At 71.4% G+C, this 25,172-nt stretch carries 26 protein-coding genes; 9 read left to right on the top strand and 17 right to left on the bottom strand.

Annotation, left to right across the window (positions count from 1 at the left end; genetic code table 11):
• Nucleotides 1–67 precede the first annotated feature (67 nt).
• Together ASG96_RS04615 and ASG96_RS04610 are read right to left on the bottom strand one after the other, a co-directional pair.
• Nucleotides 68–904: a M23 family metallopeptidase gene (locus tag ASG96_RS04615; RefSeq protein WP_056760823.1), complete on the bottom strand. Its 837-nt coding sequence runs from the start codon at nucleotides 902–904 to the stop codon at nucleotides 68–70.
• A gap of 212 nt (nucleotides 905–1,116) precedes the next feature.
• Nucleotides 1,117–2,109, bottom strand: coding sequence for a triacylglycerol lipase (locus ASG96_RS04610; protein WP_235509065.1), 993 nt, complete (start codon nucleotides 2,107–2,109; stop codon nucleotides 1,117–1,119).
• Between the two features lie 79 nt (nucleotides 2,110–2,188).
• Between ASG96_RS04610 and ASG96_RS04605 the strand changes: the two genes are divergently transcribed.
• Complete coding sequence (locus tag ASG96_RS04605) at nucleotides 2,189–2,665, top strand: cobalamin B12-binding domain-containing protein (RefSeq protein ID WP_369793640.1); 477 nt, start codon at nucleotides 2,189–2,191, stop codon at nucleotides 2,663–2,665.
• 2 nt (nucleotides 2,666–2,667) lie between these two features.
• Here the strand turns inward: ASG96_RS04605 and ASG96_RS04600 are convergent, their stop codons facing one another.
• Together ASG96_RS04600 and ASG96_RS04595 are read right to left on the bottom strand one after the other, a co-directional pair.
• Complete coding sequence (locus tag ASG96_RS04600; RefSeq protein ID WP_057586930.1) at nucleotides 2,668–3,306, bottom strand: hypothetical protein; 639 nt, start codon at nucleotides 3,304–3,306, stop codon at nucleotides 2,668–2,670.
• On the bottom strand, nucleotides 3,303–3,839 hold the full coding sequence (locus tag ASG96_RS04595; protein WP_082588934.1) for an RNA polymerase sigma factor: 537 nt from the start codon (nucleotides 3,837–3,839) through the stop codon (nucleotides 3,303–3,305). The genes ASG96_RS04600 and ASG96_RS04595 overlap by 4 nt, the downstream gene beginning before the upstream one ends.
• Before the next feature lie 141 nt (nucleotides 3,840–3,980).
• Between ASG96_RS04595 and ASG96_RS04590 the strand changes: the two genes are divergently transcribed.
• The 4 genes from ASG96_RS04590 (at nucleotide 3,981) to sucD (ending at nucleotide 7,416) form a co-directional block, all read left to right on the top strand.
• Nucleotides 3,981–4,517, top strand: a complete 537-nt coding sequence (locus tag ASG96_RS04590; protein WP_082591627.1) for a superoxide dismutase family protein — start codon at nucleotides 3,981–3,983, stop codon at nucleotides 4,515–4,517.
• Nucleotides 4,517–5,074: a hypothetical protein gene (locus ASG96_RS04585; protein ID WP_057586926.1), complete on the top strand. Its 558-nt coding sequence runs from the start codon at nucleotides 4,517–4,519 to the stop codon at nucleotides 5,072–5,074. Before ASG96_RS04590 ends, ASG96_RS04585 begins: the two co-directional genes overlap by 1 nt.
• A 230-nt stretch (nucleotides 5,075–5,304) precedes the next feature.
• Nucleotides 5,305–6,492, top strand: coding sequence for an ADP-forming succinate--CoA ligase subunit beta (sucC, locus tag ASG96_RS04580; RefSeq protein ID WP_056760835.1), 1,188 nt, complete (start codon nucleotides 5,305–5,307; stop codon nucleotides 6,490–6,492).
• Nucleotides 6,493–6,522: 30 nt separating this feature from the next.
• Nucleotides 6,523–7,416, top strand: coding sequence for a succinate--CoA ligase subunit alpha (gene sucD, locus ASG96_RS04575; protein WP_056760838.1), 894 nt, complete (start codon nucleotides 6,523–6,525; stop codon nucleotides 7,414–7,416).
• Nucleotides 7,417–7,472: 56 nt separating this feature from the next.
• On the opposite strand, the gene ASG96_RS24055 is transcribed toward sucD, so the two are convergent.
• On the bottom strand, nucleotides 7,473–7,886 hold the full coding sequence (locus ASG96_RS24055; protein ID WP_235509064.1) for a hypothetical protein: 414 nt from the start codon (nucleotides 7,884–7,886) through the stop codon (nucleotides 7,473–7,475).
• Here ASG96_RS24055 and ASG96_RS04570 point away from each other — a divergent pair.
• A complete protein-coding gene (locus ASG96_RS04570; protein WP_235509063.1) occupies nucleotides 7,867–9,018 on the top strand; it encodes a DUF6350 family protein in 1,152 nt (383 codons plus the stop codon). The two genes, ASG96_RS24055 and ASG96_RS04570, sit on opposite strands and share 20 nt — an antisense overlap.
• Nucleotides 9,019–9,059: 41 nt before the next feature.
• Here the strand turns inward: ASG96_RS04570 and ASG96_RS04565 are convergent, their stop codons facing one another.
• Nucleotides 9,060–9,452, bottom strand: coding sequence for a hypothetical protein (locus ASG96_RS04565; RefSeq protein WP_056760840.1), 393 nt, complete (start codon nucleotides 9,450–9,452; stop codon nucleotides 9,060–9,062).
• A 65-nt stretch (nucleotides 9,453–9,517) separates the two neighbouring features.
• Between ASG96_RS04565 and purN the strand changes: the two genes are divergently transcribed.
• Nucleotides 9,518–10,162 (top strand): phosphoribosylglycinamide formyltransferase, encoded by a 645-nt coding sequence (gene purN / locus ASG96_RS04560; RefSeq protein WP_369813560.1) that lies wholly within the window; start codon nucleotides 9,518–9,520, stop codon nucleotides 10,160–10,162.
• Between the two features lie 164 nt (nucleotides 10,163–10,326).
• A complete protein-coding gene (gene purH, locus ASG96_RS04555; protein WP_057586924.1) occupies nucleotides 10,327–11,958 on the top strand; it encodes a bifunctional phosphoribosylaminoimidazolecarboxamide formyltransferase/IMP cyclohydrolase in 1,632 nt (543 codons plus the stop codon).
• 148 nt (nucleotides 11,959–12,106) lie between these two features.
• On the opposite strand, the gene ASG96_RS04550 is transcribed toward purH, so the two are convergent.
• From ASG96_RS04550 to ASG96_RS04535, 4 genes are all read right to left on the bottom strand, one after another.
• On the bottom strand, nucleotides 12,107–12,724 hold the full coding sequence (locus ASG96_RS04550) for a hypothetical protein (protein WP_057586922.1): 618 nt from the start codon (nucleotides 12,722–12,724) through the stop codon (nucleotides 12,107–12,109).
• A complete protein-coding gene (locus ASG96_RS04545; protein ID WP_056760849.1) occupies nucleotides 12,721–13,074 on the bottom strand; it encodes a PadR family transcriptional regulator in 354 nt (117 codons plus the stop codon). Before ASG96_RS04545 ends, ASG96_RS04550 begins: the two co-directional genes overlap by 4 nt.
• A 183-nt stretch (nucleotides 13,075–13,257) precedes the next feature.
• A complete protein-coding gene (locus ASG96_RS04540) occupies nucleotides 13,258–14,394 on the bottom strand; it encodes a ring-opening amidohydrolase (RefSeq protein ID WP_057586920.1) in 1,137 nt (378 codons plus the stop codon).
• A 5-nt stretch (nucleotides 14,395–14,399) separates the two neighbouring features.
• The gene (locus ASG96_RS04535) at nucleotides 14,400–15,347 is read right to left on the bottom strand and encodes a carbamate kinase (protein ID WP_056760854.1); all 948 of its coding nucleotides are present in this window, start codon (nucleotides 15,345–15,347) and stop codon (nucleotides 14,400–14,402) included.
• Nucleotides 15,348–15,598: 251 nt separating this feature from the next.
• Here ASG96_RS04535 and ASG96_RS04530 point away from each other — a divergent pair, with 251 nt between their 5' ends.
• Nucleotides 15,599–15,844 (top strand): hypothetical protein, encoded by a 246-nt coding sequence (locus ASG96_RS04530; protein ID WP_056760856.1) that lies wholly within the window; start codon nucleotides 15,599–15,601, stop codon nucleotides 15,842–15,844.
• A 57-nt stretch (nucleotides 15,845–15,901) separates the two neighbouring features.
• On the opposite strand, the gene ASG96_RS04525 is transcribed toward ASG96_RS04530, so the two are convergent.
• The 7 genes from ASG96_RS04525 to ASG96_RS04495 form a co-directional block, all read right to left on the bottom strand.
• Nucleotides 15,902–17,404, bottom strand: coding sequence for a carboxyl transferase domain-containing protein (locus ASG96_RS04525; protein WP_057586918.1), 1,503 nt, complete (start codon nucleotides 17,402–17,404; stop codon nucleotides 15,902–15,904).
• A gap of 14 nt (nucleotides 17,405–17,418) precedes the next feature.
• A complete protein-coding gene (locus tag ASG96_RS04520) occupies nucleotides 17,419–18,351 on the bottom strand; it encodes an ABC transporter permease (protein WP_056760861.1) in 933 nt (310 codons plus the stop codon).
• The gene (locus ASG96_RS04515) at nucleotides 18,348–19,433 is read right to left on the bottom strand and encodes an ABC transporter permease (RefSeq protein ID WP_082591626.1); all 1,086 of its coding nucleotides are present in this window, start codon (nucleotides 19,431–19,433) and stop codon (nucleotides 18,348–18,350) included. Before ASG96_RS04515 ends, ASG96_RS04520 begins: the two co-directional genes overlap by 4 nt.
• Complete coding sequence (locus ASG96_RS04510; protein WP_056760863.1) at nucleotides 19,430–21,022, bottom strand: ABC transporter ATP-binding protein; 1,593 nt, start codon at nucleotides 21,020–21,022, stop codon at nucleotides 19,430–19,432. The genes ASG96_RS04515 and ASG96_RS04510 overlap by 4 nt, the downstream gene beginning before the upstream one ends.
• 10 nt (nucleotides 21,023–21,032) lie before the next feature.
• Nucleotides 21,033–22,052, bottom strand: coding sequence for a BMP family protein (locus ASG96_RS04505; protein WP_056760866.1), 1,020 nt, complete (start codon nucleotides 22,050–22,052; stop codon nucleotides 21,033–21,035).
• Between the two features lie 253 nt (nucleotides 22,053–22,305).
• A complete protein-coding gene (locus ASG96_RS04500) occupies nucleotides 22,306–23,139 on the bottom strand; it encodes an NmrA family NAD(P)-binding protein (protein ID WP_057586916.1) in 834 nt (277 codons plus the stop codon).
• 2 nt (nucleotides 23,140–23,141) lie between these two features.
• Nucleotides 23,142–25,172 (bottom strand): hydantoinase B/oxoprolinase family protein, encoded by a 2,031-nt coding sequence (locus tag ASG96_RS04495; protein WP_200962648.1) that lies wholly within the window; start codon nucleotides 25,170–25,172, stop codon nucleotides 23,142–23,144.

Genomic DNA, 25,172 nt, shown 5'->3' with positions numbered 1-25,172 from the left:
TCGGACCCGCAGATGCGACGACGCCCGTCCCGGGAGGGACGGGCCTCGTGTCGCGAGGGGACCTCGGTCAGAGGTAGACGCCGCGCTTGGCGAGCCAGGTGCGAGGGGCGACGGCGGCGCCGTCGTCGGGGTGGATCTCGAGGTGCACGTGGGGGCCGGTCGAGTTGCCGGTGCTGCCGCTGTAGGCGACGAGCTGGCCGGGCGAGACCTCTTCACCGACGGAGACGAGCAGGCGGCTGTTGTGCGCCATCCACGAGACGGTGCCGTCCCAGTAGCGGATCTTGACCATGTTGCCGTAGCCCTCGTTGGACCAGCCGGCGAAGACGACGGTGCCGCTCGAGAGGGCGTGGACCGCGCTGCCCGTGGGGCACGCGAGGTCCTGGGCGGGGTGCATCTTGCCCCAGCGGAAGCCGAAGCCGGACGTGAGCGTGTAGCCGGAGACGGGGGAGACCCAGCGGTGCGCCTTGGCGATGGCGCGCTCGCGGGCCGCTGCCTTGGCCTTGGCGGCGGCCGCGGCCTTCGCCTTGGCCGCGGCCGCCTTGTCGGCAGCCGCCTTCTCCGCTGCGGCCCGGGCCTGGGCCGCGGTCTCCTCGGCGGACGTGGTCGCGCTGATGATGAGCGTCTTGGCGTCGCGGGCCATGTCGCGGGACGAGCGTGCGCCGGACCGGTTGGCGGCGGCCGCGGCCACGGCGTCCGGGTCTGCGGCGAGCCCGAGACCGGCGACCGAGTTGGAGACGTTCTTCATGGCAGCCGCTTCGGGACTGAGCGCGCTCGCGCCGGCGTCGCGGATGACGAGGCCACCGGCGACGGTCGAGGAGAGCAGAGCAACGGGGACGACGAACTGTCGACCCCGCGAAGGCTTGGCTGCCGGCCTGTGCCGGCCGGTGTAGCTGGTTTTGGGCACGAAAGAGATACCTATCGATCACAGATTGCGAGCCGCCAGCCTAACGTGACCATTTCGTTATCCAAAATCACGCCACGTTTCTGGACGTCCCGGCGTCGCGGTGGAGGGTCGCGACTCCGGTCGACACTAGGGCATCCAGAGGGCCTGAAGGAGGATTTGCACAGGCCGATCTGCGCACATTGTCAGAACGGCGTGACCCGGGTGTGGCACGGTCAGCGGGTGGGGGCGACACGCCCCGCGGTGCCACCACGGCGGGCCGTCGACGTGCTAGTGCGCCGGCTGCCCAGCGCGCTGACGCCGGGGGTGACCGTCGCGCCCGAGGTGTCGAGGTGGGCCAGGGCCGTCGAGATGCCGTGCACGACGCTGCTCGTGATGGGCAGGCTCGTGTGGCCGACCCCGCGCAAGGCGATGTTGTGGACGTTGAGGTCGTCGTGGTGCAGGGCGGCGTTGCGCTGGGGGACGACGACCTGGTCGAGGTCGGACCAGTAGACGAGGAACCGGGTCTGGCACTCCTTGACCGGTCCGGCGAGCTCGTCCATCAGGGCGCTGCCGGGTCGCAGCTGACGGGTCAGTCCGTTGTTCCACGTGTAGGCGAGGTAGCTGCCCTGGTGGGGCGTGCCGAGGGTCACGAGCGTGTGCACGTGCTGGTCGCCACCGAGGCGGGTCACGTAGTAGCGCGCGATGAGGCCGCCCATCGAGTGGCCGATGACGTGGATCCGCTCGTAGCCGGTCTCCTCGACGATGCGCTCGACCTCGGCGCCGAGGGCGGCCGCAGCGGACCGCACGTCGCCCGTGAAGATCGAGTAGTTGATCGTCTCGATGCGCCCGAAGCCGCGCCGGACGAGACCCCGTCGGAGGACGGTGAAGATCGAACGGTTGTCGACCATGCCGTGCACGAGCAGGATCGGGGTCTCGGCGGCCTCGACGTTCTGGATCGCGAGCCCACGCTGGCTCGGCGGGAGGTGCCCGAGGCGGTAGCCCTGGCGGCGGTCGCTGGCGCGCGATCCGAGCAGCCCGAGCGGGTAGAGCCCGAGGTGCAGGCCCATCCACGACGCCTCGAGGGCCGCACCGGCGATCCCGGTGGGCGTCAGCAGCGCACCGGCCACCTCCCCGACGGCCGCGAGGAAGCCTCGAGGGCCCTTCGCGCGACCCCTCGGGGTGCCGGACTGTCGCGGCGTCATCGCCGCACGTGCTGCCACTGCCACGCGTCGAACGTACCCCGACGGGTGGGCGATGGATCACTATTGCGCGTCGCGTCTCACCGGGCTGGCTAGAGTGCCCGGCATGAGCGAGTCCCTGGGCGCCGACGCCGTTGCCGTGACCGACGACGAGACCGCAGGCGCAGCCGGCACCGGCCCCCTGTCGACCGACGTCATCCGTGTGGTCGTGGCCAAGCCGGGCCTCGACGGGCACGACCGCGGCGCCAAGGTGGTCGCGCGGGCGCTGCGCGACGCCGGCATGGAGGTCATCTACACCGGGTTGCACCAGACGCCCGAGCAGATCGTCGAGGCGGCCATCCAGGAGGATGCCGACGTCGTCGGGCTCTCGGTCCTCTCGGGGGCCCACATGACGCTCTTCGCCCGCGTCGTCGAGCTCCTCGCCGAGCGCGACGCCAGCGACATCGTCGTCTTCGGCGGCGGCATCATCCCCGAGGACGACATCACCGAGCTCGAGAAGCTCGGGGTGGCCAAGGTCTTCACCCCGGGTGCCACGACGATGGAGATCGTCGGCTGGGTCCGCGAGCACGTCCACGCCGCCTGAGCTCAGGCCGGCGGCCCAGGCGCCGTCCCGTGGGTGTTGGTCACCCGTCGGTTGAGCGAGAAGAGCCGGCCGAGGACGGGCATGAGCACGATGTTGAGGCCGTGCAGGATGCCGATGACGAGGAGGATCCCACCGATGCGGAAGACCTCCGACTGGAGCTGCTGCGGCGTCACGAGGGCGCTGATGTCGTTGTCCCACTCCGGGGTGGGGGCGAACGTCACCGTGAAGCAGATGTACGCGGTGAAGATCAGGTAGTAGACGATGTCGGTGAGCACGATGTAGCTCTTGCCGGTCATCGGGTTGTCGTGGAAGACGTCGGCCGCATAGGCCCGGCCGAACCGCTTGATGAACGGGCCGAGCCAGACGGCCGTGGCGACGAGGACGAGGTTCGTCGCGAGCTCGAGGATCCACCAGGGCATGAGCAGGTCTCCGTTCGACTGCGGGGTCAGGGTGAGGACGAGGGTGGCGACGAGCGCCACGGCCGCGACCCAGAGGGCCACGGTGCGACGTGCACGACGTCGTCGGGCGCGGTCGTCGGCGACCGAGTCGAGCACGCGCGCGAAGAGGTCGCGTGACGGCGGCGGCGGTCCGGAGCCGATCGGGCGCAGGGCCTCCTCGATGAGGTGCTCGAGGTCGCTCATGGGTTCTCCCTGAGGGCGAGGGACAGGGCGCGCAGGCCGCGCTGCAGGTGCGTCTTGACGGAGTTGACCGACATCCCCAGCCCGTCGGCGATGTCCGCCGGCGACATGTCGTAGTAGTAGCGGAGCGTGAGGCACTCGCGCTGCCGCCCGGGCAGGCCGCGGAGTGCGTCGACGACCTCCTGGCGGGCGCTGCGGCCCAGGACCGCCTCCTCGGCCGACGGCTCGTCGTCCGCCGGGGGTGGGCGGTGGTGCAGCGACACGAGCCCCCGGCGGTTGTGGTCGCGCGCCAGGTTGATGACGATCGACCGGAGGTACGCGGCGCCTCGAGCAGGGTCCCGCACCCGCGCCATGTTGCGGCTGAGCCGGATGAACGCCTCCTGCACGAGATCCTCCGCTGCCGTCTTGTCCTCCACGTAGAACCGCGCGAGGTGCAGCAACGAGGGAGCCTCCGCGTTGAAGAGTGCGGCGGCCTGTCTCTCGAAGTCAGGGACCTGATCTCGCGTGGCCGAGACCCCTGCCGTCAGCCCGTCCATCACTAGGACAGACGAGCGATGAATGCGTCTGGGTGACAAGCAGATTCAACGAATCTTTTTTGGCGGACCGTGTCGCCCGCGCCCCCGATGGCGAGCGTCTCCCAAGTGTAGGTTCACTCGACTCTGGAAGGGGCAGAAGCCATGGAACGCAAGGGACTTCGTGGGGGAGCGGCAGCCGTGGTCGGTCTGTCGGCAACGGTGGCGCTCGCCGCCACGGCGGTCGCGGGGGCGGCCGTCCTGCGGTTCGCCGACGGGCTGCGGGACTACGACACGGCGGCGGCAGGACCGTTCGACCACGCAACCGCCCGGCTGCAGCTCGTGGAGCGTCCGGACGGTACGACGGCCGTCCTGCACGTGCGGGGGATCGACGCGTCTGCTGCCGGCCGGACGTTCGGGGCTCACGTGCACAACGGTGCGTGCGGCACCGACGCGCCGGCCGCCGCTCTCGGCCACTACAACGCCGACGCGCACGCGGGCCACGTCCCCGTCGTGGTCTCGGCGCAGACGGAGGTCTGGCTCGACTTCACGGTCGACGCGACGGGGGCGGGCGACTCCAGCACGGCCGTGCGCTTCCCCGTCCAACCAGGCGCCCACTCCGTCGTCGTGCACGCTGCGCCGACCGACCCCGCGACCGGCCTCGCCGGAGCTCGCCTGGCCTGCCTGCCGGTGGAGTGGTGATGCTGCGGGCCGCTGGTCGTGGGGTACTCGTCGGACTGGCGTGGGGCGGACTGGCCCGCATCTTCATGCGCCTGCTCTCGACGAGCCCCGAGTTCACCTGGGTCGGGACCTCGGCCATCCTCGCGATGAGCGCCGTCCTCTGGGGCGGGATCGGTCTGGTGACCGGCGCGCGCCGGGCGCAGAGGTCGCGGTGGTGGCGTCTGGCGCCGGTCGCCGGGCTCGTCCTGTTCGCCGGCCCGGGGTCGCTCCTCGTGCCCGGTGCCGTCGGGACGGCCGTGGCGCTCGCGCTCCACGGCCGGTCGGTGGTGATCCGGGTGCTGCCCCTGCTCCTCGGGCTGGCGGTCACGCTGTACCCCGTCCTCGGCCCCGACAGCGAGGGGGCCGGGGAGGTCGCTCCCGGCGCGTGGCTGGGTCTCGCGCTCGTCGTGGTGGCGACGATCTGGCTCGGGTTCGGCCTCCACGCGTGGTGGCGCCGATGGGCCGTGCCGGGAGGTGCCACCCCGACGAGGGGCCGGAGGCGCGCTGCGCCGCGCCACGCGGCATACGACATGGGGTGAGCGGTGGGAGGCGTCGGGCTCCGCCCGGCCGGATGTGATCTTCGTCCGGTCGGGCGGACCCGATGGCGTCGCCACAGGTCAGAGCCACTAGAGTCCGAGGGACAGCCTGATTCGGTTGCGCCTCGGCGCAGGGCCCGTCCGAGCGCGAGAGCGCGAGCACGAGAGCCCCGGGACGCCGCAGCGACGCGATCGACGACGATACGAATCGACGACGAGGACGGACCCCACCCGTGGATCTCTTCGAGTACCAAGCCCGCGACATGTTCGAGAAGCACGGGGTGCCCGTGCTGGCCGGCGCCATCGCCACCACCCCGGAGGAGGCCCGAGCGGCCGCTGAGCAGATCGGGCCGAAGTCGGGCGGTGTCACCGTCGTCAAGGCGCAGGTGAAGACCGGCGGCCGCGGCAAGGCCGGTGGCGTCAAGGTCACCAAGAGCCCCGACGAGGCGCAGGCCGCCGCCGAGGCGATTCTCGGGATGGACATCAAGGGCCACACCGTGGGCACCGTGATGATCGCCCAGGGCGCCCGCATCGCCGAGGAGTACTACTTCTCGGTGCTGCTCGACCGTGCGAACCGCACCTACCTCGCCATGTGCTCCAAGGAGGGCGGCATGGAGATCGAGCAGCTCGCCGTCGAGCGCCCCGAGGCCCTCGCTCGCGTCGCGGTCGACCCCAACACGGGCATCGACGCCGCGAAGGCGCAGGAGATCGTCGACGCCGCGGGCTTCGACGAGGCCGACAAGGCCGCCATCACCGACGTCATCCAGAAGCTGTGGACGGTCTACCGCGAGGAGGACGCCACGCTCGTCGAGGTCAACCCCCTCGTCAAGACCGAGGACGGCGAGATCATCGCCCTCGACGGCAAGGTGACGCTCGACGAGAACGCCGGCTTCCGCCACGCCGACCACGAGGCGCTCGAGGACACGGCCCACGCGGACCCGCTCGAGGCAGCGGCCAAGGAGAAGGACCTCAACTACGTCAAGCTCGACGGGTCCGTCGGCATCATCGGCAACGGCGCGGGGCTCGTCATGAGCACCCTCGACGTCGTCGCGTACGCCGGCGAGGAGTTCGGCGGCCAGAAGCCGGCCAACTTCCTCGACATCGGTGGCGGCGCCAGCGCCGAGGTCATGGCCAACGGCTTGCACATCATCCTGTCGGACCCGCAGGTCAAGAGCGTCTTCGTCAACGTCTTCGGTGGCATCACCTCCTGCGACGCCGTCGCCAACGGCATCGTGGGCGCGCTCGACGCGCTCGGCGACGAGGAGGACCGACCGCTCGTCGTGCGCCTCGACGGCAACAACGTCGAAGAGGGTCGCCGCATCCTCCAGGAGCGCAACCACCCGCTGGTGACGATCGAGCCGACGATGGACGGCGCCGCGCGCCGCGCCGCCGAGCTCGCCGCCGGTCCCGCCGCCAACTGACCCCGAGCCAAGAAGAGAGAACGACGAACCATGGCTATCTTCCTCAACGCCGACTCGAAGGTCATCGTCCAGGGCATGACCGGGTCCGAGGGCATGAAGCACACGCAGCGCATGCTCAAGTCGGGCACCGACATCGTCGGCGGCGTCAACCCGCGCAAGGCCGGCACCACGGTCGACTTCGAGGGCGGCGTCTCCGTCCCCGTCTACGGCACGGTCAAGGAGGCCATCGAGGCCACCGGCGCCAACGTGTCCGTGATCTTCGTGCCCGCGCAGTTCACCAAGGCCGCCGCGGTCGAGGCGATCGACGCCGGGATCCCGCTCGCGGTGGTCATCACCGAGGGCGTCGCGGTCAAGGACACCGCCGAGCTCTACAACTACGCCAAGGACAAGGGCACGACCCGCATCGTCGGCCCGAACTGCCCCGGACTCATCACGCCGGGTGTCAGCAACGCCGGCATTATCCCGGCCGACATCTCGGGCACGGGTCGCATCGGCCTCGTCTCCAAGTCGGGCACGCTGACCTACCAGATGATGTACGAGCTGCGTGACTTCGGCTTCAGCTCGGCCGTCGGGATCGGTGGCGACCCGATCATCGGCACGACCCACATCGACTGCCTCGAGGCGTTCCAGAACGACCCCGACACCGACGCCATCGTCATGATCGGCGAGATCGGTGGCGACGCCGAGGAGCGCGCGGCCGCCTACATCAAGGAGCACGTGACGAAGCCCGTCGTCGGCTACGTCGCCGGCTTCACCGCCCCCGAGGGCAAGACGATGGGCCACGCCGGCGCCATCGTCTCGGGCTCCTCCGGCACCGCGCAGGCCAAGAAGGAGGCCCTCGAGGCCGCCGGCGTCAAGGTCGGCAAGACGCCGTCCGAGACCGCCGACCTCATGCGCGAGATCATGCAGGGCATCGCGAAGTAGTCTGCGCCACAAGCAGTTCCGAGCGGACGGTCACCTCCGGGTGGCCGTCCGCTTCGCTATGACCCACCGAGGGTGTATGCCGTGTCACCGGGTCCGTCCCCGAGCGCGGCGCCCCAGCGTGCCCCGGCCAACCCCGCGGCAGCCCCGGGCCGGACGGCATACGCCCTGAGGTCCCATCGGCGTGGGCGCTCGCTCCGTGGCGGGGATCTTGTGACCATGGGGGCGACCCCTTCGACCCGCAGCGCAGGAGTGAGACCACTGGCACCGTCGAGCACGACCACGACGTCGACGACCACGCCGGCGACCTCGTCGACCAGCCCCTCGACGGCGATGCCGGCCGCCCTGCGCGCCGGCGCGCTCGCTGCCGTCGGCACGTGGTCGGTCGTCGTGCTGCCGGCGCTCATCGGCTGGGTGGCCGCGCCCGAGAGCTCCGTCGGGTGGTTCTCGGCGGTGTCGGTCGCCAGCGCCATCTGGTTCCTCGGCCACGGCCAGTCCGTCGGTGCCGGCAACGTGGCCATCTCGATGACGCCGCTGCTGCTCCTGCTCGTCTTCGTCCACATCGCCTACCGCTGGGCCCGCCGTCTCGCCGCGACCGAGCGGCTGCGCGTCGGTGCGGCCGACTGGAGCCGGGTCGCCCAGTGGGGCGTCGTGCCGGGCTTCGTCATCGGCTACGGGCTCGTGTCGTCGGTCTTCGCGCTCTTCACCCTCGGGGGCCCCGCGACACCCGGGGTCGCCGCGGTCGTCGGGTCCCTGCTCGTGCCCCTCGCGGCGCTCGGCTTCGTCATGCTCCGCCCCGACGACGAGACGGCGCCGGCGTTCGTGCGCACGTGGTTCCGGCGCGGCCCGACGTGGCTGCCGACGGTGTGGCGCACCGGCTGGCGCGGGGCGGGGATGCTGCTCGCCCTCGGTCTCGTCGTCGTCGTCCTGCGGCTCGTCGTGTCGTGGTCGGCCGTCGCCGACATCCAGGACCAGTACGGCGCCAACGTCGGCGCGGTCGTCATCATCGCGCTCGCCCAGCTCGCCCTCCTCGGCAACGCGGCCACGTGGGCGCTGTCGTTCCTCGCCGGCCCGGGCTTCCAGGTCGCGCTCGGCTCGACGGTCTCCGCCGGCGCCGCCCAGCCCGGCCTGCTGCCGCTCGTGCCCGTCCTCGGCGCGCTGCCCGAGGGCAGCGACTACCCGGCGATGATGTATGCCGTCGTGCTGGCCCCCGTGCTCGTCGGCGTCTGGCTCGGTCGCCGGGTCGACGCCGAGCTTGAGTTCTTCGGCAACGTGCGGGCCCGGCTCTCGGCGACGGCCGTCGCGGCCCTCATCGCGGTCGTGGTCGTCATCGCCCTCACGGCGCTCGGCAACGGCGCGGTCGGTGTCGACCGGCTCTCGGCCGTCGGACCGCACCTCTGGTCGTTCGCCGCGGCCCTGACCGCCGAGGTCGTCGGTGGCGCGCTGCTCCTGACCGGCGTGCTCGTGCTGCTCGAGCGTCGCCGGGAGGGCGAGGCCCTCGACCCGACGCCCGACGAGGACCAGGACCAGGACCAGGACCAGGACCAGGACCAGGACCAGGACCAGGACCAGGACCAGGAGACTCCGGTCACCGACGAGGACTGAGGTCCTCGGACGCCGCTCGACCCTCGGTCCGTGTCACCGGGTCAGCGCACGACGACGCCGACCATCCCGGCGTCGCGCAGCTTCGCGCAGTCGCCCTCGGCGATGCTGGTCTGGGCCCCGGCGACACACTTCTCGTAGGCGCTGACGGAGTCGTAGAACGCGACCTGGAGGGCCAGGCTCGACAGCAGCATCCCGGAGATGACGAGGGTGATGACCGGCCAGATCTTCTCCTTGCCGGTCCGCATCGACAGGAAGCGGAGCAGGCGCACGGTGAGGACGACCGCGAGCACGAGCGGCAGGAAGGCGACGAAGCGCTTCGGCAGCGGGAGGTACATGGCGACCAGACCGAGCAGCACGAGGAGCGCGACGGGCAGGGTGCGCTTGGCCTTCTCGCGGGCGAACGCGATCTCCTGCTCCAGCTGGGGCTCGGTCATGCGGTCCATCCTCGCCCATGGATGGGGCCGGGCCCGCATCGGGCGGCGGCGCTAAACTCCGGCTCGTGACGACCGACGCCCTCGCCAGCACGTCCGAGCCGACCGATCGTCAGGTGCCGGTCGTCGTGCTGGTGTCCGGGTCCGGCACGTTGCTCCAGGCGCTGCTCGACGCGGCGGCCGACCCGGTCTACGGCGTCCGCATCGCCGCGGTGGGGGCCGACCGGCCGTGCACCGGGCTCGACCGGGCCGAACGGGGCGGCATACCGACGTTCGTCGTGCGACCTGCGGACTTCGCGGACCGCGCGGCGTGGGACGTCGCCCTGGCCGAGCAGGTGGCTGCCGCGGACCCGCGCTTCGTCGTCACGGCCGGCTTCATGCGGATCCTCGGTCCGGCGACGCTGGGCGCCCAGCCCGTCGTCAACACCCACCCCGCCCTGCTGCCGAGCTTCCCCGGGGCGCACGGCGTGCGCGACGCCCTCGCCTACGGCGTCAAGGTGACCGGCACGACGTGCCACGTCGTCGATGCCGGCGTCGACACCGGGCCGATCATCGAGCAGCGGGTCGTCGCCGTGGAGGACGACGACACCGAGGAGAGCCTGCACGAGCGGATCAAGGTCCAGGAGCGCGACCTGCTCGTCGACGTCGTGAGCCGGCTCGCCCGCGAGGGCTTCGTGGTCGAGGGGCGACGAGTTCGGATCGGGCAGGACTGACCGCTACGCTGGTCGCACACGACTGGCGCGGGTGGGACACCACCGGGGAGTGACGTCGGGAGCATCGACCGCCTGGGTGCCTCGCGAGAACGGAAGCCATCGGGTCCCCTGACGACACGACCCGGGCACGCCGCGACCGATGTCACCGAACCAGGAGTGCACCCATGACCGCCGCTCTGTCCCACGCGTCCGACCTCACCGACGGCCGCCGCCCGATCAAGCGGGCCCTCGTCTCCGTCTACGACAAGTCAGGCCTCGACGAGCTGGCCCGCGCCCTCGACGCCGCCGGTGTCGCCATCGTCTCGACGGGCTCGACGGCGAAGACCATCGCCGCCGCAGGGGTGCCCGTCACGCAGGTCGAGGAGATCACCGGCTTCCCCGAGTGCCTCGACGGCCGGGTCAAGACACTGCACCCGAAGGTGCACGCCGGCATCCTCGCCGACACGCGGAACCCCGACCACGTCCGGCAGCTCGCCGACCTCGGCGTCGAGGCCTTCGACCTCGTCGTCGTCAACCTCTACCCCTTCCGCGAGACCGTCGCGTCCGGCGCGAGCGAGGACGAGTGCGTCGAGCAGATCGACATCGGCGGCCCGTCGATGGTGCGTGCCTCCGCCAAGAACCACGCGAGCGTCGCCATCGTGACGAGCCCGGCGGCATACGCCCACGTCACCGAGGCCCTCGGGGCCGGCGGCTTCACGCTGACCGAGCGTCGCCGCCTCGCGGCCGAGGCGTTCGTCCACACGGCGAGCTACGACAACGCGGTCGCGAACTGGATGGGCAACGTCGTCGCCGACACGAGCGACGGCACCGGCTTCCCGGCGTGGACGGGCGCGACCTTCGACCGCGCGGCGGCCCTGCGCTACGGCGAGAACCCGCACCAGAGCGCGGCCCTCTACCGCCACTGGCGCCCGGGCGTGGCCAGTGCGGAGCAGCTGCACGGCAAGGAGATGTCCTACAACAACTACGTCGACACCGACGCCGCCGTGCGTGCCGCGCACGACCACGGCGACCAGCCGACCGTCGCGATCATCAAGCACGCCAACCCGTGCGGCATCGCCGTCGGCGGGACCATCGAGGAGGCCTACGAGCGCGCCCACGCCACCGACCCGGTGAGCGCCTACGGCGGCATCATCGCGGCCAACCGGACCGTCACGGCGGCCATGGCGGCGGCGGCCAAGCCGGTCTTCACCGAGGTCGTCATCGCCCCCGACTACGAGCCGGAGGCCCTCGAGATCCTCACGGCCAAGAAGAACCTCCGCGTCCTGCGCCTGCCCGCCGGCATGGCCGAGGCGGCGGACCCGATCGAGACGCGTGCCATCAGCGGTGGCCTGCTCGTGCAGACCGTCGACAAGGTCGACGCCGTCGTGCGCGGCGAGGGTGACGCCGTGACCGGGGGCGACGACGCCGCGAACTGGCGGCTCGTCTCCGGCGACGCCGCGGACGACGCGACCCTGGCCGACCTGCAGTTCGCCTGGCGCGCGATCCGCGCCGTGAAGTCCAACGCGATCCTGCTCGCCAAGGACGGCGCCGCCGTCGGCGTCGGCATGGGCCAGGTCAACCGCGTCGACTCGTGCTACCTCGCCGTGCGTCGCGCGGGGGAGGAGCGAGCCCGCGGCTCGGTCGCCGCGTCGGATGCGTTCTTCCCGTTCGCCGACGGCCTGCAGATCCTGCTCGACGCCGGCGTCCGCGCCGTCGTCGCACCCGGCGGCTCGATCCGCGACGAGGAGATCATCGAGGCGGCCAAGGCCGCCGGGGTCACGATGTACTTCACCGGGACGCGCCACTTCGCGCACTGAGTCGACGTCAGGCCGACGGCCACGCCCCACTCCGGGGCGTGGCCGTCGTCTCAGGGGGCGTATGCCGTGTGCCGCAGCGAGAGCCCCGCGCCCTCTCCGTGGAGCGGAGTGGGCGGTCTGGTCGGGGGTGGGCTGTGTGGTGGGCGGCTCAGCGGGCGCGGCGCAGCCCTCTCCGACCGAGGACGACGACCACGGTGGCGGCGACCACCACGGACAGGAGCAGGGCCGTGACCGAAGCCGCTGCCCCGACCGCCTCGTTGACGCTCCAGGCGACCGCGGCGACGATCGCGACCAGGGCGCAGGCCGCCGGGAAGACGCCGATGAGCACGACCTTCTCGCGCGTCGTCCATCCGCGGGCGATCACGACGAGGACGGCGAGCACCGGCCACAGCGGCGGGTAGAAGAGGGCGAAGAGCAGCTCGACCGGGTGGGGGCCCGTGACGGCGAAGAACGTCAGCAGGAGCAGGACGAGGAGGCCGAGCACCATGACGACCACCGGCAGCCAACGCCGGTCCTGGGCGAGCGTCGCTGCGCCGGTGCGGGAGCCCGGCCCCACGGCATACGCCTCGTCGGCGATCTGCTCGGGCGTGCCCAGCCCGGCGAGCGCGCTGCGCACCTGCTCGTCGTCGGCGTCGGCCGGGAGGCTGTCGTGGAGGTGCTCGCGCACGCCGGCGACGACCTCGGTCCGGGTCGCCGGCGGCGCGCCCTCGAGGAGGGTGTCGAGGCGCTGGAGATAGGCGTCGACGCGGGGGTGGGTCTGGTTCACGGTCTGCTCCCTGTCTGCGGGTCGACGGCCGCGTCCACGGCGTCGCGGAATGGTGCCCACGTGCGGCGGAAGGCGTCGAGCGTCCCCCGTCCCGAGGCGGTGATCGCGTAGTAGCGGCGGGGCGGGCCCTCGGTCGACTCCTCCCACCTCGTCTCGACGAACCCGGCGGTCCGCAGCCGCGACAGCAGGGGGTAGAGGGTGCCCTCGCCGGTCATGAGGATGCCGTCGCGGGCGAGCCGGCGCGCGATGTCGAGCCCGTAGGTGGGCTCGTCGGCGACCATCGCGAGCACGCAGTACTCGACCGCACCGCGACGGAGGTGCGTCAGGATGCGTTCGTCGCCCGGTACCATGCGACACAAGGTAGTGGCGCAGACGCCGGTCGGCAAGGACATCCCGCCACCGTCGAGAGGCCACGTCGGGCCGGCTCCACCATGACGAGAGGCCAGCCCTCGTCACCGAGAACTGGCCTCTCGACCGACCGAGGGGGGCCACACGTGGCCTTTCGACGGTGAAGGGTTGGTGGACCCGAGCGGTCAGCGGGTCCAGCGGTAGCCGGTGGGCTCGCCCTCGCCGAGGTCGACGATCGCGGCGACGGGCCCGCCGCCGTCGGGGCCCTGGTGCGCTGCCGACACGGACACGAAGACCGCCGGGTCGCCCGTCACCGATGCCGTCACGCCACCCACCGCGGACTTGATCTGGCGGTGCCAGTGCACGTCGGAGTCGTCGAGCATCGCGTTGCGCCGACCGTGCACGGTGCCGTCCTGGCTCACCTCGCACTTGAGGAAGACGTTGACGAGCCGGCCCTGGATGTCGCTGCTGTGCGGACGCTCCGGCAGGTCCAGTCCGGCGTCCTTGATCGCGCCCCACACGCCGTCGGCGTCGAGCGCGTCCTCCATGACCGAGTGGCCGATGCGGTAGCGGCCGCCGATGCCCGTCGTGTTGCCGACGACGACGACCTGCGCCTGGTCGAGCTCGACACCCGAGCTGCACGACGCCACCGACGAGAAGAGCGAGCGGTCGTGCATGATGTCGGCGTCCGTCGGCATCTCGATCTCGCCGAGGGCGACGGCGATGCCGAGGCCGGTCGTGCCGTTGGAGAGGTCCATCGACTCGTGCGTGTGCTCGGTCCAGACCTGGTGCCCGCGCGACTTCGCGTCGCGGATGGTGTGGATCGTCAGCAGCGGCGTCTTGGTCTGCACGTAGTGCACGTCGGCCGGGTCGGTGATGCCGGCCCGCTCCATGGCGACCTTCACGGCGTCGGCGACCTTCTGCACCATGGCGACGTAGCCGATCTCCTCGGGCTTGATCGGCTCGCTCATCGCGAAGCCGACCGTGAGCCGCGGCTCGTCGGACTGCTCGGCCTTCTCGGCCGGCACCGTGGCGAAGATCGTGGCGTGCGGGCTGATGATGCCGTCGGTGCCACCGGACCACACGATCGGGACCTGCTTGACCTGGTCGGCGGGCGCGCCCTTCTCGACGAGGACCTCGCGGAAGGCGCGGTCGGCGATGATCCGCGTGTAGTCGTTGACACCGCCGTTGCCCTCGGTCTTGCCGATGATGGCGACGACGCGGCTCGCCTCCATGACGCCGTCGTCGATGAGCTTCGCGAGCTCCGACGCGTCGGCGACCGAGTGGATGGGGACCTTGCGCACCTCAATGGCTTCGGGCACGTGAATCACCTTTCTCTTTCAGGGTTTTCGATGACGGTTCCGACATGGCCGTCGATGGCGGCGGAGAGCTGGTCGAGGGCCGTGATGATCGATCGGGAGCCGCCGGAGCGGACGAAGCGAAGGGCGGCCTCGACCTTCGGGCCCATCGAGCCCGACGCGAAGTGGCCCTCGGCGGCATACGCCTCCATCTCGCCGAGGGTGACCCGGCCGATGTCGTGGGCACGGGGCGTGCCCCAGGCGGCGACGGCGTGGGCGACGTCGGTCGCGATGACGAGGACGTCGGCGTCGACGGCGCGCGCCAGCAGGGCCGCGGTGAGGTCCTTGTCGATGACCGCCTCGACGCCGTGGACGCTGCCGTCGGCGCCACGCACGACGGGGATGCCCCCGCCGCCGGCCGTGACGACGACGTATCCGGCGGCGAGGAGCGTGTGGAGCGTGTGCGTCTCGAGGACCTCGACCGGCTCGGGTGACGCGACGACGCGCCGCCAGCCCTTCTCGCCGCGGTCCTCCCAGCGCTCGCCGTGGTCGATGAGCGTCTGCGCCTGCTCACGGGGGAGGAAACGCCCGATCGGCTTCGTCGGGTGCGTGAAGCCGGGGTCGTCGGCGTCGACGAGCGTTCGGGTGATGATGGCGGCGACAGGGCGCTCGACGCCGCGCTGCGCGAGGGCGGCCTCGAGGGTGTCGAGCAGCGTGAAGCCGATCGTCCCCTGCGTCTGCGCGCCGCACCAGTCGAGCGGCACCGGCGGCACGACGCTCGCGGCGAGCTCGTTCTTGACGAGGAGGTTGCCGACCTGGGGTCCGTTGCCGTGGGTGATGACGACCTCGTGCCCGGCGGCGACGAGCTCGGCGAGGTGGTGGCTCGCGGTGGCGATGGCCTCGCGCTGGGCCTGGGGCGCGGCGCTGCCGTCCGGTCCGGTCATGGCGTTGCCGCCCAGCGCCACGAGCACCCTCACGGCGCGTCCTCGGTCGTCATGGCGTGAGCCTAGGGAGACCGGCGGAGCGTGCGCGTTGTCACCTCCTGCCCAACGCGGCCCTCGACATTGGCAGATGTATGCCGTCGGGTGCCCCGAGCGCCCCTGCCCGCCACCCGGGTCGGCGCGCCGTCGGGACGCTGCACGGCATACCGGTCAGGCGGGTACGAGAGACATAATGTGCAAGGGGCGCCGTCCGGTGCGTCCTCGATCGAGCCGAGAGGTGGGGGACCGTGGGAGTCGGAGTCCTGCTCGCCGTCGTGGGGGCCATCCTGACCTTCGCGGTGCGGGCCAACACGTCGGTCATCAGCCTGCCCGTCGTCGGTGTCATCCTCATGGTCGCGGGCGCCGCGCTCATCTGGCACGGGAGCAAGGGCACCCGGCGCAAGCGCATCATCACCCGCGAGGAGCGCCCGAGCGGCGCGACGACCCCGACGAGCACCGTGCGCCAGACCATCGAGGAGCGCGACGTCGACTAGGTCGACATCGGTGCGGTGGGTGCCACCCAGCTGTGCCGACAGGCGCGCGACGGTCGCTCAGCGCTGACCGAGCATGCGGTAGCGGGCGAGTCGTGCGGCGAGCCGAGCTCGCGGCTCCTCGCGGGCCAGGACGGCGAGCTCGTGCTGGATGGCTTGGCTCATCCGCCGGCAGAAGTCCTCCGGCTCGTCGGCGGCATCGGGGTGTTCGGCGACGATCCGGTCGACGATGCCGTCAGCGAGGAGGTCGAGCGAGCGGACCCGCTGGGCCGTCGCGAGCTCGGGGGCGTGCTCGGTGTCGCGGTGCAGGATCGCCGACGCCCCTTCCGGTGGCAACGGCGACAGCCACGAGTGCTGTGCGCAGATGACCCGGTCGGCGGGCATGACCGCCAGGGCACCGCCGCCGGTGCCCTGGCCGAGCAGCACGCACAGGGTGGGCGCCTCGAGCGTGACGAGCTCGGCGAGGCATCGGGCGATCTCGCCCGCCATGCCGCCCTCCTCCGCCTCCTTCGACAGTGCGGCACCAGCCGTGTCGACGATGCTCACGAGCGGCAGGCCGAGCTCGAGCGCGAGCGCCATGCCGCGACGGGCGACGCGCAGTCCCTTCGGCGAGAGGGGGGCGTCGAGCGTCTGGCCGCGGCGGTCCTGGCCCAGCACGATGCAGGGTGCGCCGCCGAACCGGGCGAGCGCCATGAGCAGCCCGGGGTCGTACTCGCCCTGGCCGGTCCCGTGGAGCGGCAGCACGTCCGTCGCCCCGAGCTTGAGCAGCGCCCGCACACCGGGTCGGTCGTCCCGCCTCGAGCGCACGATCGAGTCCCAGGCGGGGATGTCGGCGAGGGGCTCCTTGACGAGCTCGGGCACGTCCGGGAGGTCCTCCCGTGGGCCCATGAGCACGTTGAGTGCCCTGTCTGCCGTCTCGGCAAGGGCCTCGACGGGCAGGATCGCGTCGATGAGGCCGTGCTCGAAGAGGTTCTCGGCGGTCTGCACGCCGTCAGGGAAGGGCCTGCCGTAGAGCGCCTCGTACACGCGAGCCCCGAGGAAGCCGATCATGGCGCCGGGCTCGGCGACCGTGACCTGCCCGAGGGAGCCCCACGAGGCGAAGACGCCACCGGTCGTCGGGTGCCGGAGGTAGACGAGGTAGGGCAGCCCCGCCGCCTTGAGCTGCGCGCAGGCCGCACTGATCTTGACCATGCCGACGAAGGCCGGCGTGCCCTCCTGCATCCGGGTGCCACCCGAGCTCGGCGCGGCGAAGACCGGCAGCTCCTCGCGCCTGGCCCGCTCGAAGGCGAGCACGATGCGCTCGGCGGCCACCGCCCCGATCGAGCCGGCGAGGAAGCGGAACTCGCCCGCGATGACGGCCACGCGGCGCCCGCGGATGCGCCCCTCGCCCGTGATGATCGCCTCGTCGCACCCGCTGCGCTCGGCAGCGGCAGCCAGCTCGGCGGCATACGGGCTGCCGGGCTCGGCGGGCTGGACCGGGATGGAGTCCCAGCCCAGCCACGTGCCGTCGTCGAGCACCGTGTCGAGCAGCTCTCGGGCGCCGAGACGCCGGGTGTGTGCCATGCGGACCTCCCGTCTCAGTGTGACGTCCGGCTCTCGCGGTCGTAGTTGCGCCCGAGGAAGGCCGGGATCCTGGCCCACCGCAGCGCGAACATCATGACGAGCAGGGTCGCCACGTACGGCAGCATCGAGATGAACTGGTGCGGGACGTCGAGCCCGCCGACCTGCACGCGCAGGGCGAGCACCTCCATGCCGGCGAAGAAGGCCGACCCCGCCAGGATGTACTGGGGGCGCCAGCCCCCGAAGAACGCCAGGGCGATGGCGAGCCAGCCGCGTCCGGCGACCATGCCCTCGGTGTACGTGCCCGTGTAGGTCATCGGCAGGTAGGCACCGGCCAGCGCCATGAGGGCGCCCCCTGCGGCACTGCACCAGATGCGCGTGCGGGCCACGTTGACGCCGAGGCTGTCCGCGGCCTTGGGGTTCTCACCGACGGACCGCAGCTTGAGGCCGTGGTTGGTCTTGTAGAGCAACCAGTAGAGCCCGCCGGAGAGGAGAAACGCGAAGTAGACCATCGCCGACTGCTGGAAGAGGACCGGGCCGACCAACGGGATGGCGGACAGGCCGGGGACGCTCAGGTCGTCGAGCGTCGGGATGAGCGGCGGCTGCAGCGTCACCCCGATGACGACCTTGTAGAGCAGGGAGGCAAGTCCGGCCGCGGCGAAGAAGAGGGCCAGGCCGATGACGAACTGGTCGAGCCGGAAGCGGGTGGTGACCCAGCCGAGGAACCAACCGAAGAGGCCGCCGCCGAGGCCGGCGACGACGAGGCCGACGAGGTTGCCCCCGAACGTCAGCGAGACGAGGAAGCCGACGCTCGCGCCGAGCATCATCAGACCTTCCTGGGCGACGTTGAAGACGCCGGCGCGTCCGGCGATCATCGTGCCCTGGGCGGCGAGGATGAACGGCACCATGGCGGTGACGACGAGCTGCAGGAACGATGTGACCTCGTTCATCGCGAGGACCTCCTCAGACGGGCTCCGACGACGTCGGAGAAGAGCAGGAAGAGCAGGATCAGGGCTTCGACGATGAGCACCATCTCGCTGGGCACCCCGGCGCTGCGCTGCATTGCGCTGGACCCGACCTCGAGCACGGCGATGCCGAACGCGACGAACGGCACGGCCAGCGCGTTGCCGCGGGCGATGAGGCCGATGATGATGCCGAGCAGCAGGTAGTTCGACTGCATGCCCTCGATGAGCTTTCCGTGCACGCCGGCGACCTCGATGGCCCCGGCGAGGCCGGCGAGGGCGCCGCCCACGACGAGCGACCCGACCGCGACGCGGCCGACCCGGATGCCGTGGACCTGGGCGGCCCGGGCGTTGGCGCCCACGGCCCGCAGCTCGAAGCCGGGCACGCTGCGTCGCATGACGACGACGACCGCCGCGGCGACGAGCACCGCCAGCAGCACGCCGAGGTGCATCGGCGGCCGGCCCACGAGCGGAAGCAGTCCGCCCTCGCCGATCGGGATGGTCGTCGGGTGTCCAGCGGCCGGGTCGCTCCACACCTCGGACGCGACGTAGTCGACGATCCCGAAGCTGACGAAGTTGAGCAGGACGGTGCTGAGGATCTCGTTGATGCCGAAACGGTCCATGAGCCAGGCCGCGACCCAGGCGAAGACGGCGCCGGCGAGGACGCCGCACACGAGGACGAGGGGGAGTAGGACGTGGATCGGCAGGTCCGCGAGCAGGATGCCGGCCGCGGCGCTCGCCGTGGCACCGACGAGCAGCTGTCCCTCGCCGCCGATGTTGTACTTGCCGGCTGCGAGCGGGATGGTGAAGGCCAGCGCGAGGAGCACGAGCGGCACCCACTTGTGCACGGTCTCGACGAGTCCGAAGCCCGACTTGAACGAGGTCGTGACGATGGCCCGGTAGGCGTCGAACGGGTTGTGCCCGAGGGCGGCGATGATGATCCCGGCGACGACGAAGGCCATGAGGACGGCCACGACGTAGGCGAGCACCTGACGGGCGAGGGCGTTGCCCCGGCCGGCCCGGGTCTCGGTGCGCGGTGGGGTCTGGACCGGAGCGGTGGTCGTCGTCATGCCGACTCCTCCAGCCCGGCCATGAGGTGGCCGAGCTCGTACTGGTCGTACTCCCCGCGGCGGCGTTCGCCGACGATGCGACCGGAGTAGACGACGAGGATGCGGTCGCAGAGGTTGGTCAGCTCGTCGAGGTCCTCGGAGATGAGGAGCACAGCGGTCCCACTCGCCGCGGCGGCGCGCGTGCGGTCGTAGACGAACTGGGTCGAAGGGATGTCGAGGCCTCGGGTGGGGTTGTGCAGGATGAGGAACCCGGGCTCGTGGGAGAAGGCGCGCGCCAGGATGATCCGCTGGATGTTGCCCCCCGACAGCTGCGCGGCGGGCGTGCTCGCGGACGGGGCCTTGATCGAGAACGCCCGGATCGAGCTCTCCGCGTGCTGACGCGCCCGACGCCAGTCGAGGAACGGACCGGACCGGAAGCGTCGACCGCGCTGCGCGCCGAGCACGAGGTTCTCGACGATGCTCTCCGAGGGCAGGATGCCGTCGCGGTGACGGTCCTCGGGGACGTAAGCCACTCCGCCGTCGAGCCACGTCGCGGTCGGCGAGCCGGCGAGGTCGCGCCCGTCGAGCGACATCGATCCTGCCGCGGTGGGGCGGACCCCGGCGAGGGCCTCGGCGAGCTCTACCTGGCCGTTGCCCGCGACACCGGCGATGCCGACGATCTCGCCACCGCGGACCGAGAGGCTGACGTCGGCGGCGGGCACGCCGTGGTCGTTGTGGGCGAGGAGGCCCGAGACGACCACGCGCTCCGGGGCGTCGCCCGCGGCATACGCGTCGACCGTCGGTCCCCGCCCGACCGGGGCGGCCATGCCGGCCGTCACGACCTCGGTGACCCTCCTGACCATCGCATCGTCACCGACCATCAGCCCGGCCAGCTCGGTGGGTGTGGTCCCACGCCGTGCCACCGTGCCGACGCGACGTCCGTCGCGCATCACGGTGAGCGTGTCGCAGACCGCCATGGTCTCGCGGATCTTGTGGGTGATGAAGACGACGCTCATCCCCTCGTCGACGATGGCCCGAAGCGAGCCGAAGAGCGAGTCGACCTCCTGCGGAGTGAGGTTCGTCGTCGGCTCGTCGAGCACGAGGACCTTGGCCCCGCGGTAGAGCGCCTTGAGGATCTCGACGCGCTGGCGCAGACCCACGGAGAGGTCGGCGACCGTGGCGAGCGGGTCGACGGACAGACCGAAACGCGTCGACAGCTCCGCGATGCGCTCGGCCTGGCCCTTGAGGTCCATCGACGGCCACGACGGCAGCTCGGTGCCGAGGACGATGTTCTCGGTCACGGAGTAGGTGTCCACCTGCAGGAAGTTCTGGTGGACCATGCCGATGCCGTGCGAGATCGCGTCGCGCGGGTCGCGGATGACGACCTCCTGGCCGTCGAGGGTCACGATGCCCTCGTCGGCGCGGTAGAGGCCGTAGAGGACGTTCATGAGGGTCGTCTTGCCCGCGCCGTTGCCGCCGAGCAGGCCGTGCACCTCGTTGCGGCCGACCGTGAGGTCGACCCCGTCGAGGGCCACGACCGGCCCGAACGTCTTGCGGATCCCGTCCATGTGCAGGAGGGGGCGGGGGCCTGGTGAGGAGTTCTCGGTCATGACTGGGTCGTCACTTGATCGGGGTGAGGTTCTTCTCGACCGTGATCTTGCCCGACGTGATGTCGGCGACGGCCTGCTCCACCTTGGCCACGACGGCAGGATCGACGTTCTTCGGCGTCTGGATCGAGACCCCCGTGTCGAACCCGAGCGGGTAGTAGCCACTGCGCTCGCCGGCCTTGATCTTGGTGAGCATGTCGCCGAGCGGCTTGGTGAAGTCGTAGATCGCCGCCGTGGCGTAGTGCTCGGGGTCGAACTGCGACTTGTCGGTGTACTTCGCGGTGACGACGACGTCGTCGGTCTTGCCCTTCACGGCCTGGAACGCCCCGACCATGCCGAGGTTGAGTGATCCGACGATGACGTCGTTGCCCTGGCCGACGAGCTGCGAGGTGATCTGCTGCGCCTTGGTCGGGTCGTTGAAGTCACCCGTCCACACGGGGGTCACGGTGGCGTTCGAGCCGCTGTCCTTGAGGGCCTGGTTGACGGCGTGGACCTCGGAGTAGGAGAACGGCAGGGACAGCCCACCGACGTAGCCGATCTTGCCCGACTTCGTCTGGGCGGCGGCGAGCACGCCCAGCGGGTAGAAGGCCGTGTGGAAGTTCCGGTCGAGGACCCAGAGGTTGGGGATCGACTCCTTGGGCTTGTCGTCGAACTCGCCGATGAACGTGACGTCGGGGTTCTGCTTCGCGAGCTTGCTCGTCGCCTCGAAGTACTGGCTGCCGTGGCTCCAGATGACGGTGTAGCCGTCGGCGAGGTACTCCTTCATGACGCGCTCGGCGTCGGGGACCGGGACGCTCTCGGAGTGCGCGGTCTCGGCGCCCTGCGACTTCTCGGCCGACTGCAGGGCGAGCAGACCGAGGGCGTTGTAGTCGGCGTCGGTCGCGGAACCGGAGAAGATCGCCGCGATCCGGGGGCTGTCGCCGCCGGCGCCCCCGCTCTGGCCGGTGCTCGGGTCTGCCGAGCCGCAGGCGGCCGTGAGCAGTGCGACGGTGAGAGCGGGAGCGGCGATCCGGAAGAACGTGAGGCGTGCCATGAGCCCTCCAAGGGGTGCTCCGACCCGGCTGGGGTCGGTGTGTGAGTGCGGCCTGTGCCGTTGCGGAGGACTGTGCCAGCCGTCATAAACGCGACTCTTCGTCAATACCTGACAGGGGAAGGGGGCGCGGGTTGTCGGTCGGATGCGCCCTCAGCGGCGGCCCGCCATGGACGGCGCCGTAGCGGTGCCCGAAGGGGCGCGCTGAGGCTCTTCCGGTCTCAGCACCGTGAATTCCCTTGTCGTTGAATCCTGTTCAGCCGACGAGGGCCTGCGCCCAGGTACCGGGCTCGCGGCCCAAAAGGCGTCGGAGCGTCGTCGGGTCTCCGACGAGGCCGCTCCGGTCGTAGGCCCCGAACATCGCCAGCAGGTCGTCCCGCGCCTGCGGCGTGAGCGAGGCGCCGGCTCCGGCGACCCACTCCGAGAGCTCCATGCGTACGGCCTCGACCGGGTGCCCGAGCACCTCCGTCGCGACGTGCGCCTGCTCGCGCACCGAGAGCACCTCGGGGCCGGCGACGTCGTAGGTCAGGCCCGCGTGGCCGGGCCGCGTCAGCACCGTCGCCGCCGCCTCGGCCACGTCGTCGAGGTCGACGTTCGTGAACGGCGCGTCGAGCGAGTAGGGCACGGCGAGACGGCCGGCGACAGCCGCGCCCACAAGGTTCTGGTGGTATGCCGCCGGGCGCAGCACCGTGGCTCCCGGCAGGTAGGTGCGCACGACCTCCTCGGCCTCGGCCTTGCGGAGATGGTGCGGCATCGAGGCGTCGTGGGGGTGAAGCACCGAGTGGAACACGAAGCGGGCCAGGTCGGCCCGCGCGGCGGCACGGGCGACCCGCTCGGCGATGGCGACCTCGTCCGGGTGCACGTTGGGCGCGAGGTGGTAGACGCCGTCGACGTCGGTCACGGCCTCGACGAGCCCCTGGCCCGTCTCGAGGTCAACGACCGAGATCGACCGGGCCCCAGCGGCATACGCTCTCTCGGACCGTTCCGGCGATCGCACGGCAGCGCGCACGCTGACACCCCGTGACGTGAGGGCGCGCGTGACGGCGCGGCCGGTCTTGCCGGCCGCGCCGATCACGAGGACCGTCGTCATGCTCAGACCCAGTCGACATCCGCCGCCGACCGTCCCGCGGCGAGCGTCGCGTAGCCGGGGCCCCGGTCGAAGAACGGCTGCTCGTCCGCGCGGTCGCCCCGCAGCTGCTCACGCAGGGCGTCCGACGCGGAGGTGTCGATGACGGGCTGGTCGAGGTCTCCGGTGGCGACGACGCCGTAGTCGCGGCGCGCGCCCTCGAACGAGACCTTGCCCCAGCGGAGGTCGCGCTCGACCTCGTCGTAGGGCCGGTCGAGCGGGTCGCCCCAGCCGCCACCGCCGGTGGTGCGGATGCGGATGACCTGCCCGGCCTTGACGACCTCGGCGTCTGCCAGGGCGTCGACGGTGCGCTCCTCGGGGCCGCCGACGTCGACCGTCACCTGGAACGGACGACCCGCCCTGCCGCCCTTGACGCCCCAGCAGGCGAGGATCGACCGGTCGGCGATGGACATGAAGTGCGCGTCCTTGAGCATCCGGATGTGCTTCTCGTAGCCGAGGCCACCGCGGTGGCGTCCCGCACCGCCCGAGTCGACGGCGAGGCCGAGGCGCTCGACGATGAACGGGAACCGGCTCTCGGTGAACTCGGTCGGCAGGTTGCGACTGTCGGGCACGACGTGGATCGTGTCCTCGCCGTCGGCGTAGTAGCGACCGCCCGAACCGCCACCGAGCACCTCGCGCATGAGGTAGTCGTTGCCGTCGCGGTCCTTGCCGTAGACGCCGGTGTAGCGGATCGTCTCCTGGTCGGCGGGCATCTTCCCGTCGACGGCCTTGGCGACGACGCCGGCGAGGACGCCGAGCAGGCGCAGGATCACGAAGGTGCGAGCGTTCGTCGGCGCGGGGTAGATCGGCGTCAGCAGCGTCCCCTTCTCGGGGAACTTCATCTCGATGAGGGGGACGATGCCCTCGTTGACGTCGAGCTCGGCCATCCGCTCCGGGGTTTCGGCGAGGTTGCGCAGGATGGGCGCGAGCCACTTCTTGAGGAAGTTGCCGCCGACGTAGTCGCCGCAGTGGTTGATCGGGCCCTTCGCCTGCGGCGCCGTGCCGGTGAAGTCGATGACGAGCTTGGGGCCGCCGTCACCCGGGCCGGGCCCGCCGGTCGACACCTTGGTCAGCGTGATGCGCTGCGTGTGCAGCTTCGGCTCGTCGACGCCGTCGTGCTCCGCATAGTCCTCCCAGACGTACGTGCCGTCGGGGATCTTGCTGAGGATCTCGCGGCGGTAGGTCTCGGTCGTCTTGTCGAGGATGGCGTCGAACGCGGCCTCGATGGTGTCGCGGCCGTAGCGCTCGAAGAGCTCGCCGAGGCGGCGGGCGCCCATGAGGCAGGCCGAGCACTCGGCGTCGAGGTCGGCGGCGAGGCTGTCAGGCATACGACTGTTGCGCGTCATGATGCGCAGGGCTGCCTGGTTGGGAACTCCCTTGTCCCACAGCTTGATCGGCGGGACCGAGAGTCCCTCTTCGAAGACGGTCTGCGCGTTGCTCGGCATCGAGCCGGGCACCGCACCACCGATGTCGTCGTGGTGCCCGAAGGCCTGCACGAAGGCGACCACCTCGCCGCCGGAGAAGACCGGGACGGTGACGCACAGGTCGGGCAGGTGGCCGATGCCGCCCTCGGACTCGTAGACGTCGTTGTGGAAGAAGACGTCTCCCTCGCTCATTTCGGCGAGCGGGAAGTCGCGGGCGATCGGGTGCACGAGCGCGCTGTACGAGCGCCCGGTCAGCTTGCGCAGCTGGCGGTCGTGGATGCCGGCGCGGAAGTCGTGGGCGTCGCGGATCATGGGGGAGCGCGACGTGCGGGCGATGGCCGTCTCGACCTCCATCTCGACGCTCGCGAGCGTCCCCTCGACGATCTCGACGAGGATCGGGTCAACCGTCGTGCCCTCGGCCGTCAGCCGGTTGCCGTGCTCGTATGCCGTCGGGAGGCCCGCGGGGTTCACCGGGGCCGCGTCGTGGCCGGCAGAGACGTCAGCGTGCTGCGACCCGGTGGCGGCGTCGACGGGGGCGAGCCGGGTGGCCGCGGTCTGGCAGGAGAAGCACAT

Source organism: Terrabacter sp. Soil810 (genome assembly GCF_001429645.1).
GTDB lineage: Bacteria > Actinomycetota > Actinomycetes > Actinomycetales > Dermatophilaceae > Terrabacter.
This window is presented reverse-complemented; position numbering and strand designations above follow the sequence as displayed.

What these genes read in the sequence shown, in the direction of transcription:
- ASG96_RS04605 (WP_369793640.1), top strand. Translation starts at nt 2,189, where the DNA reads ATGAGCGAGTCCCTGGGCGCCGACGCCGTTGCCGTGACCGACGACGAG.
- ASG96_RS04600 (WP_057586930.1), bottom strand. Translation starts at nt 3,306, where the DNA reads ATGAGCGACCTCGAGCACCTCATCGAGGAGGCCCTGCGCCCGATCGGC.
- ASG96_RS04595 (WP_082588934.1), bottom strand. Translation starts at nt 3,839, where the DNA reads ATGGACGGGCTGACGGCAGGGGTCTCGGCCACGCGAGATCAGGTCCCT.
- ASG96_RS04590 (WP_082591627.1), top strand. Translation starts at nt 3,981, where the DNA reads ATGGAACGCAAGGGACTTCGTGGGGGAGCGGCAGCCGTGGTCGGTCTG.
- ASG96_RS04585 (WP_057586926.1), top strand. Translation starts at nt 4,517, where the DNA reads ATGCTGCGGGCCGCTGGTCGTGGGGTACTCGTCGGACTGGCGTGGGGC.
- sucD (WP_056760838.1), top strand. Translation starts at nt 6,523, where the DNA reads ATGGCTATCTTCCTCAACGCCGACTCGAAGGTCATCGTCCAGGGCATG.
- ASG96_RS24055 (WP_235509064.1), bottom strand. Translation starts at nt 7,886, where the DNA reads ATGGCGCTGGCGACCGACACCGCCGAGAACCACCCGACGGAGCTCTCG.
- ASG96_RS04565 (WP_056760840.1), bottom strand. Translation starts at nt 9,452, where the DNA reads ATGACCGAGCCCCAGCTGGAGCAGGAGATCGCGTTCGCCCGCGAGAAG.
- purH (WP_057586924.1), top strand. Translation starts at nt 10,327, where the DNA reads ATGACCGCCGCTCTGTCCCACGCGTCCGACCTCACCGACGGCCGCCGC.
- ASG96_RS04545 (WP_056760849.1), bottom strand. Translation starts at nt 13,074, where the DNA reads ATGGTACCGGGCGACGAACGCATCCTGACGCACCTCCGTCGCGGTGCG.
- ASG96_RS04525 (WP_057586918.1), bottom strand. Translation starts at nt 17,404, where the DNA reads ATGGCACACACCCGGCGTCTCGGCGCCCGAGAGCTGCTCGACACGGTG.
- ASG96_RS04520 (WP_056760861.1), bottom strand. Translation starts at nt 18,351, where the DNA reads ATGAACGAGGTCACATCGTTCCTGCAGCTCGTCGTCACCGCCATGGTG.
- ASG96_RS04515 (WP_082591626.1), bottom strand. Translation starts at nt 19,433, where the DNA reads ATGACGACGACCACCGCTCCGGTCCAGACCCCACCGCGCACCGAGACC.
- ASG96_RS04510 (WP_056760863.1), bottom strand. Translation starts at nt 21,022, where the DNA reads ATGACCGAGAACTCCTCACCAGGCCCCCGCCCCCTCCTGCACATGGAC.
- ASG96_RS04505 (WP_056760866.1), bottom strand. Translation starts at nt 22,052, where the DNA reads ATGGCACGCCTCACGTTCTTCCGGATCGCCGCTCCCGCTCTCACCGTC.
- ASG96_RS04500 (WP_057586916.1), bottom strand. Translation starts at nt 23,139, where the DNA reads ATGACGACGGTCCTCGTGATCGGCGCGGCCGGCAAGACCGGCCGCGCC.
- ASG96_RS04495 (WP_200962648.1), bottom strand. Translation starts at nt 25,172, where the DNA reads ATGTGCTTCTCCTGCCAGACCGCGGCCACCCGGCTCGCCCCCGTCGAC.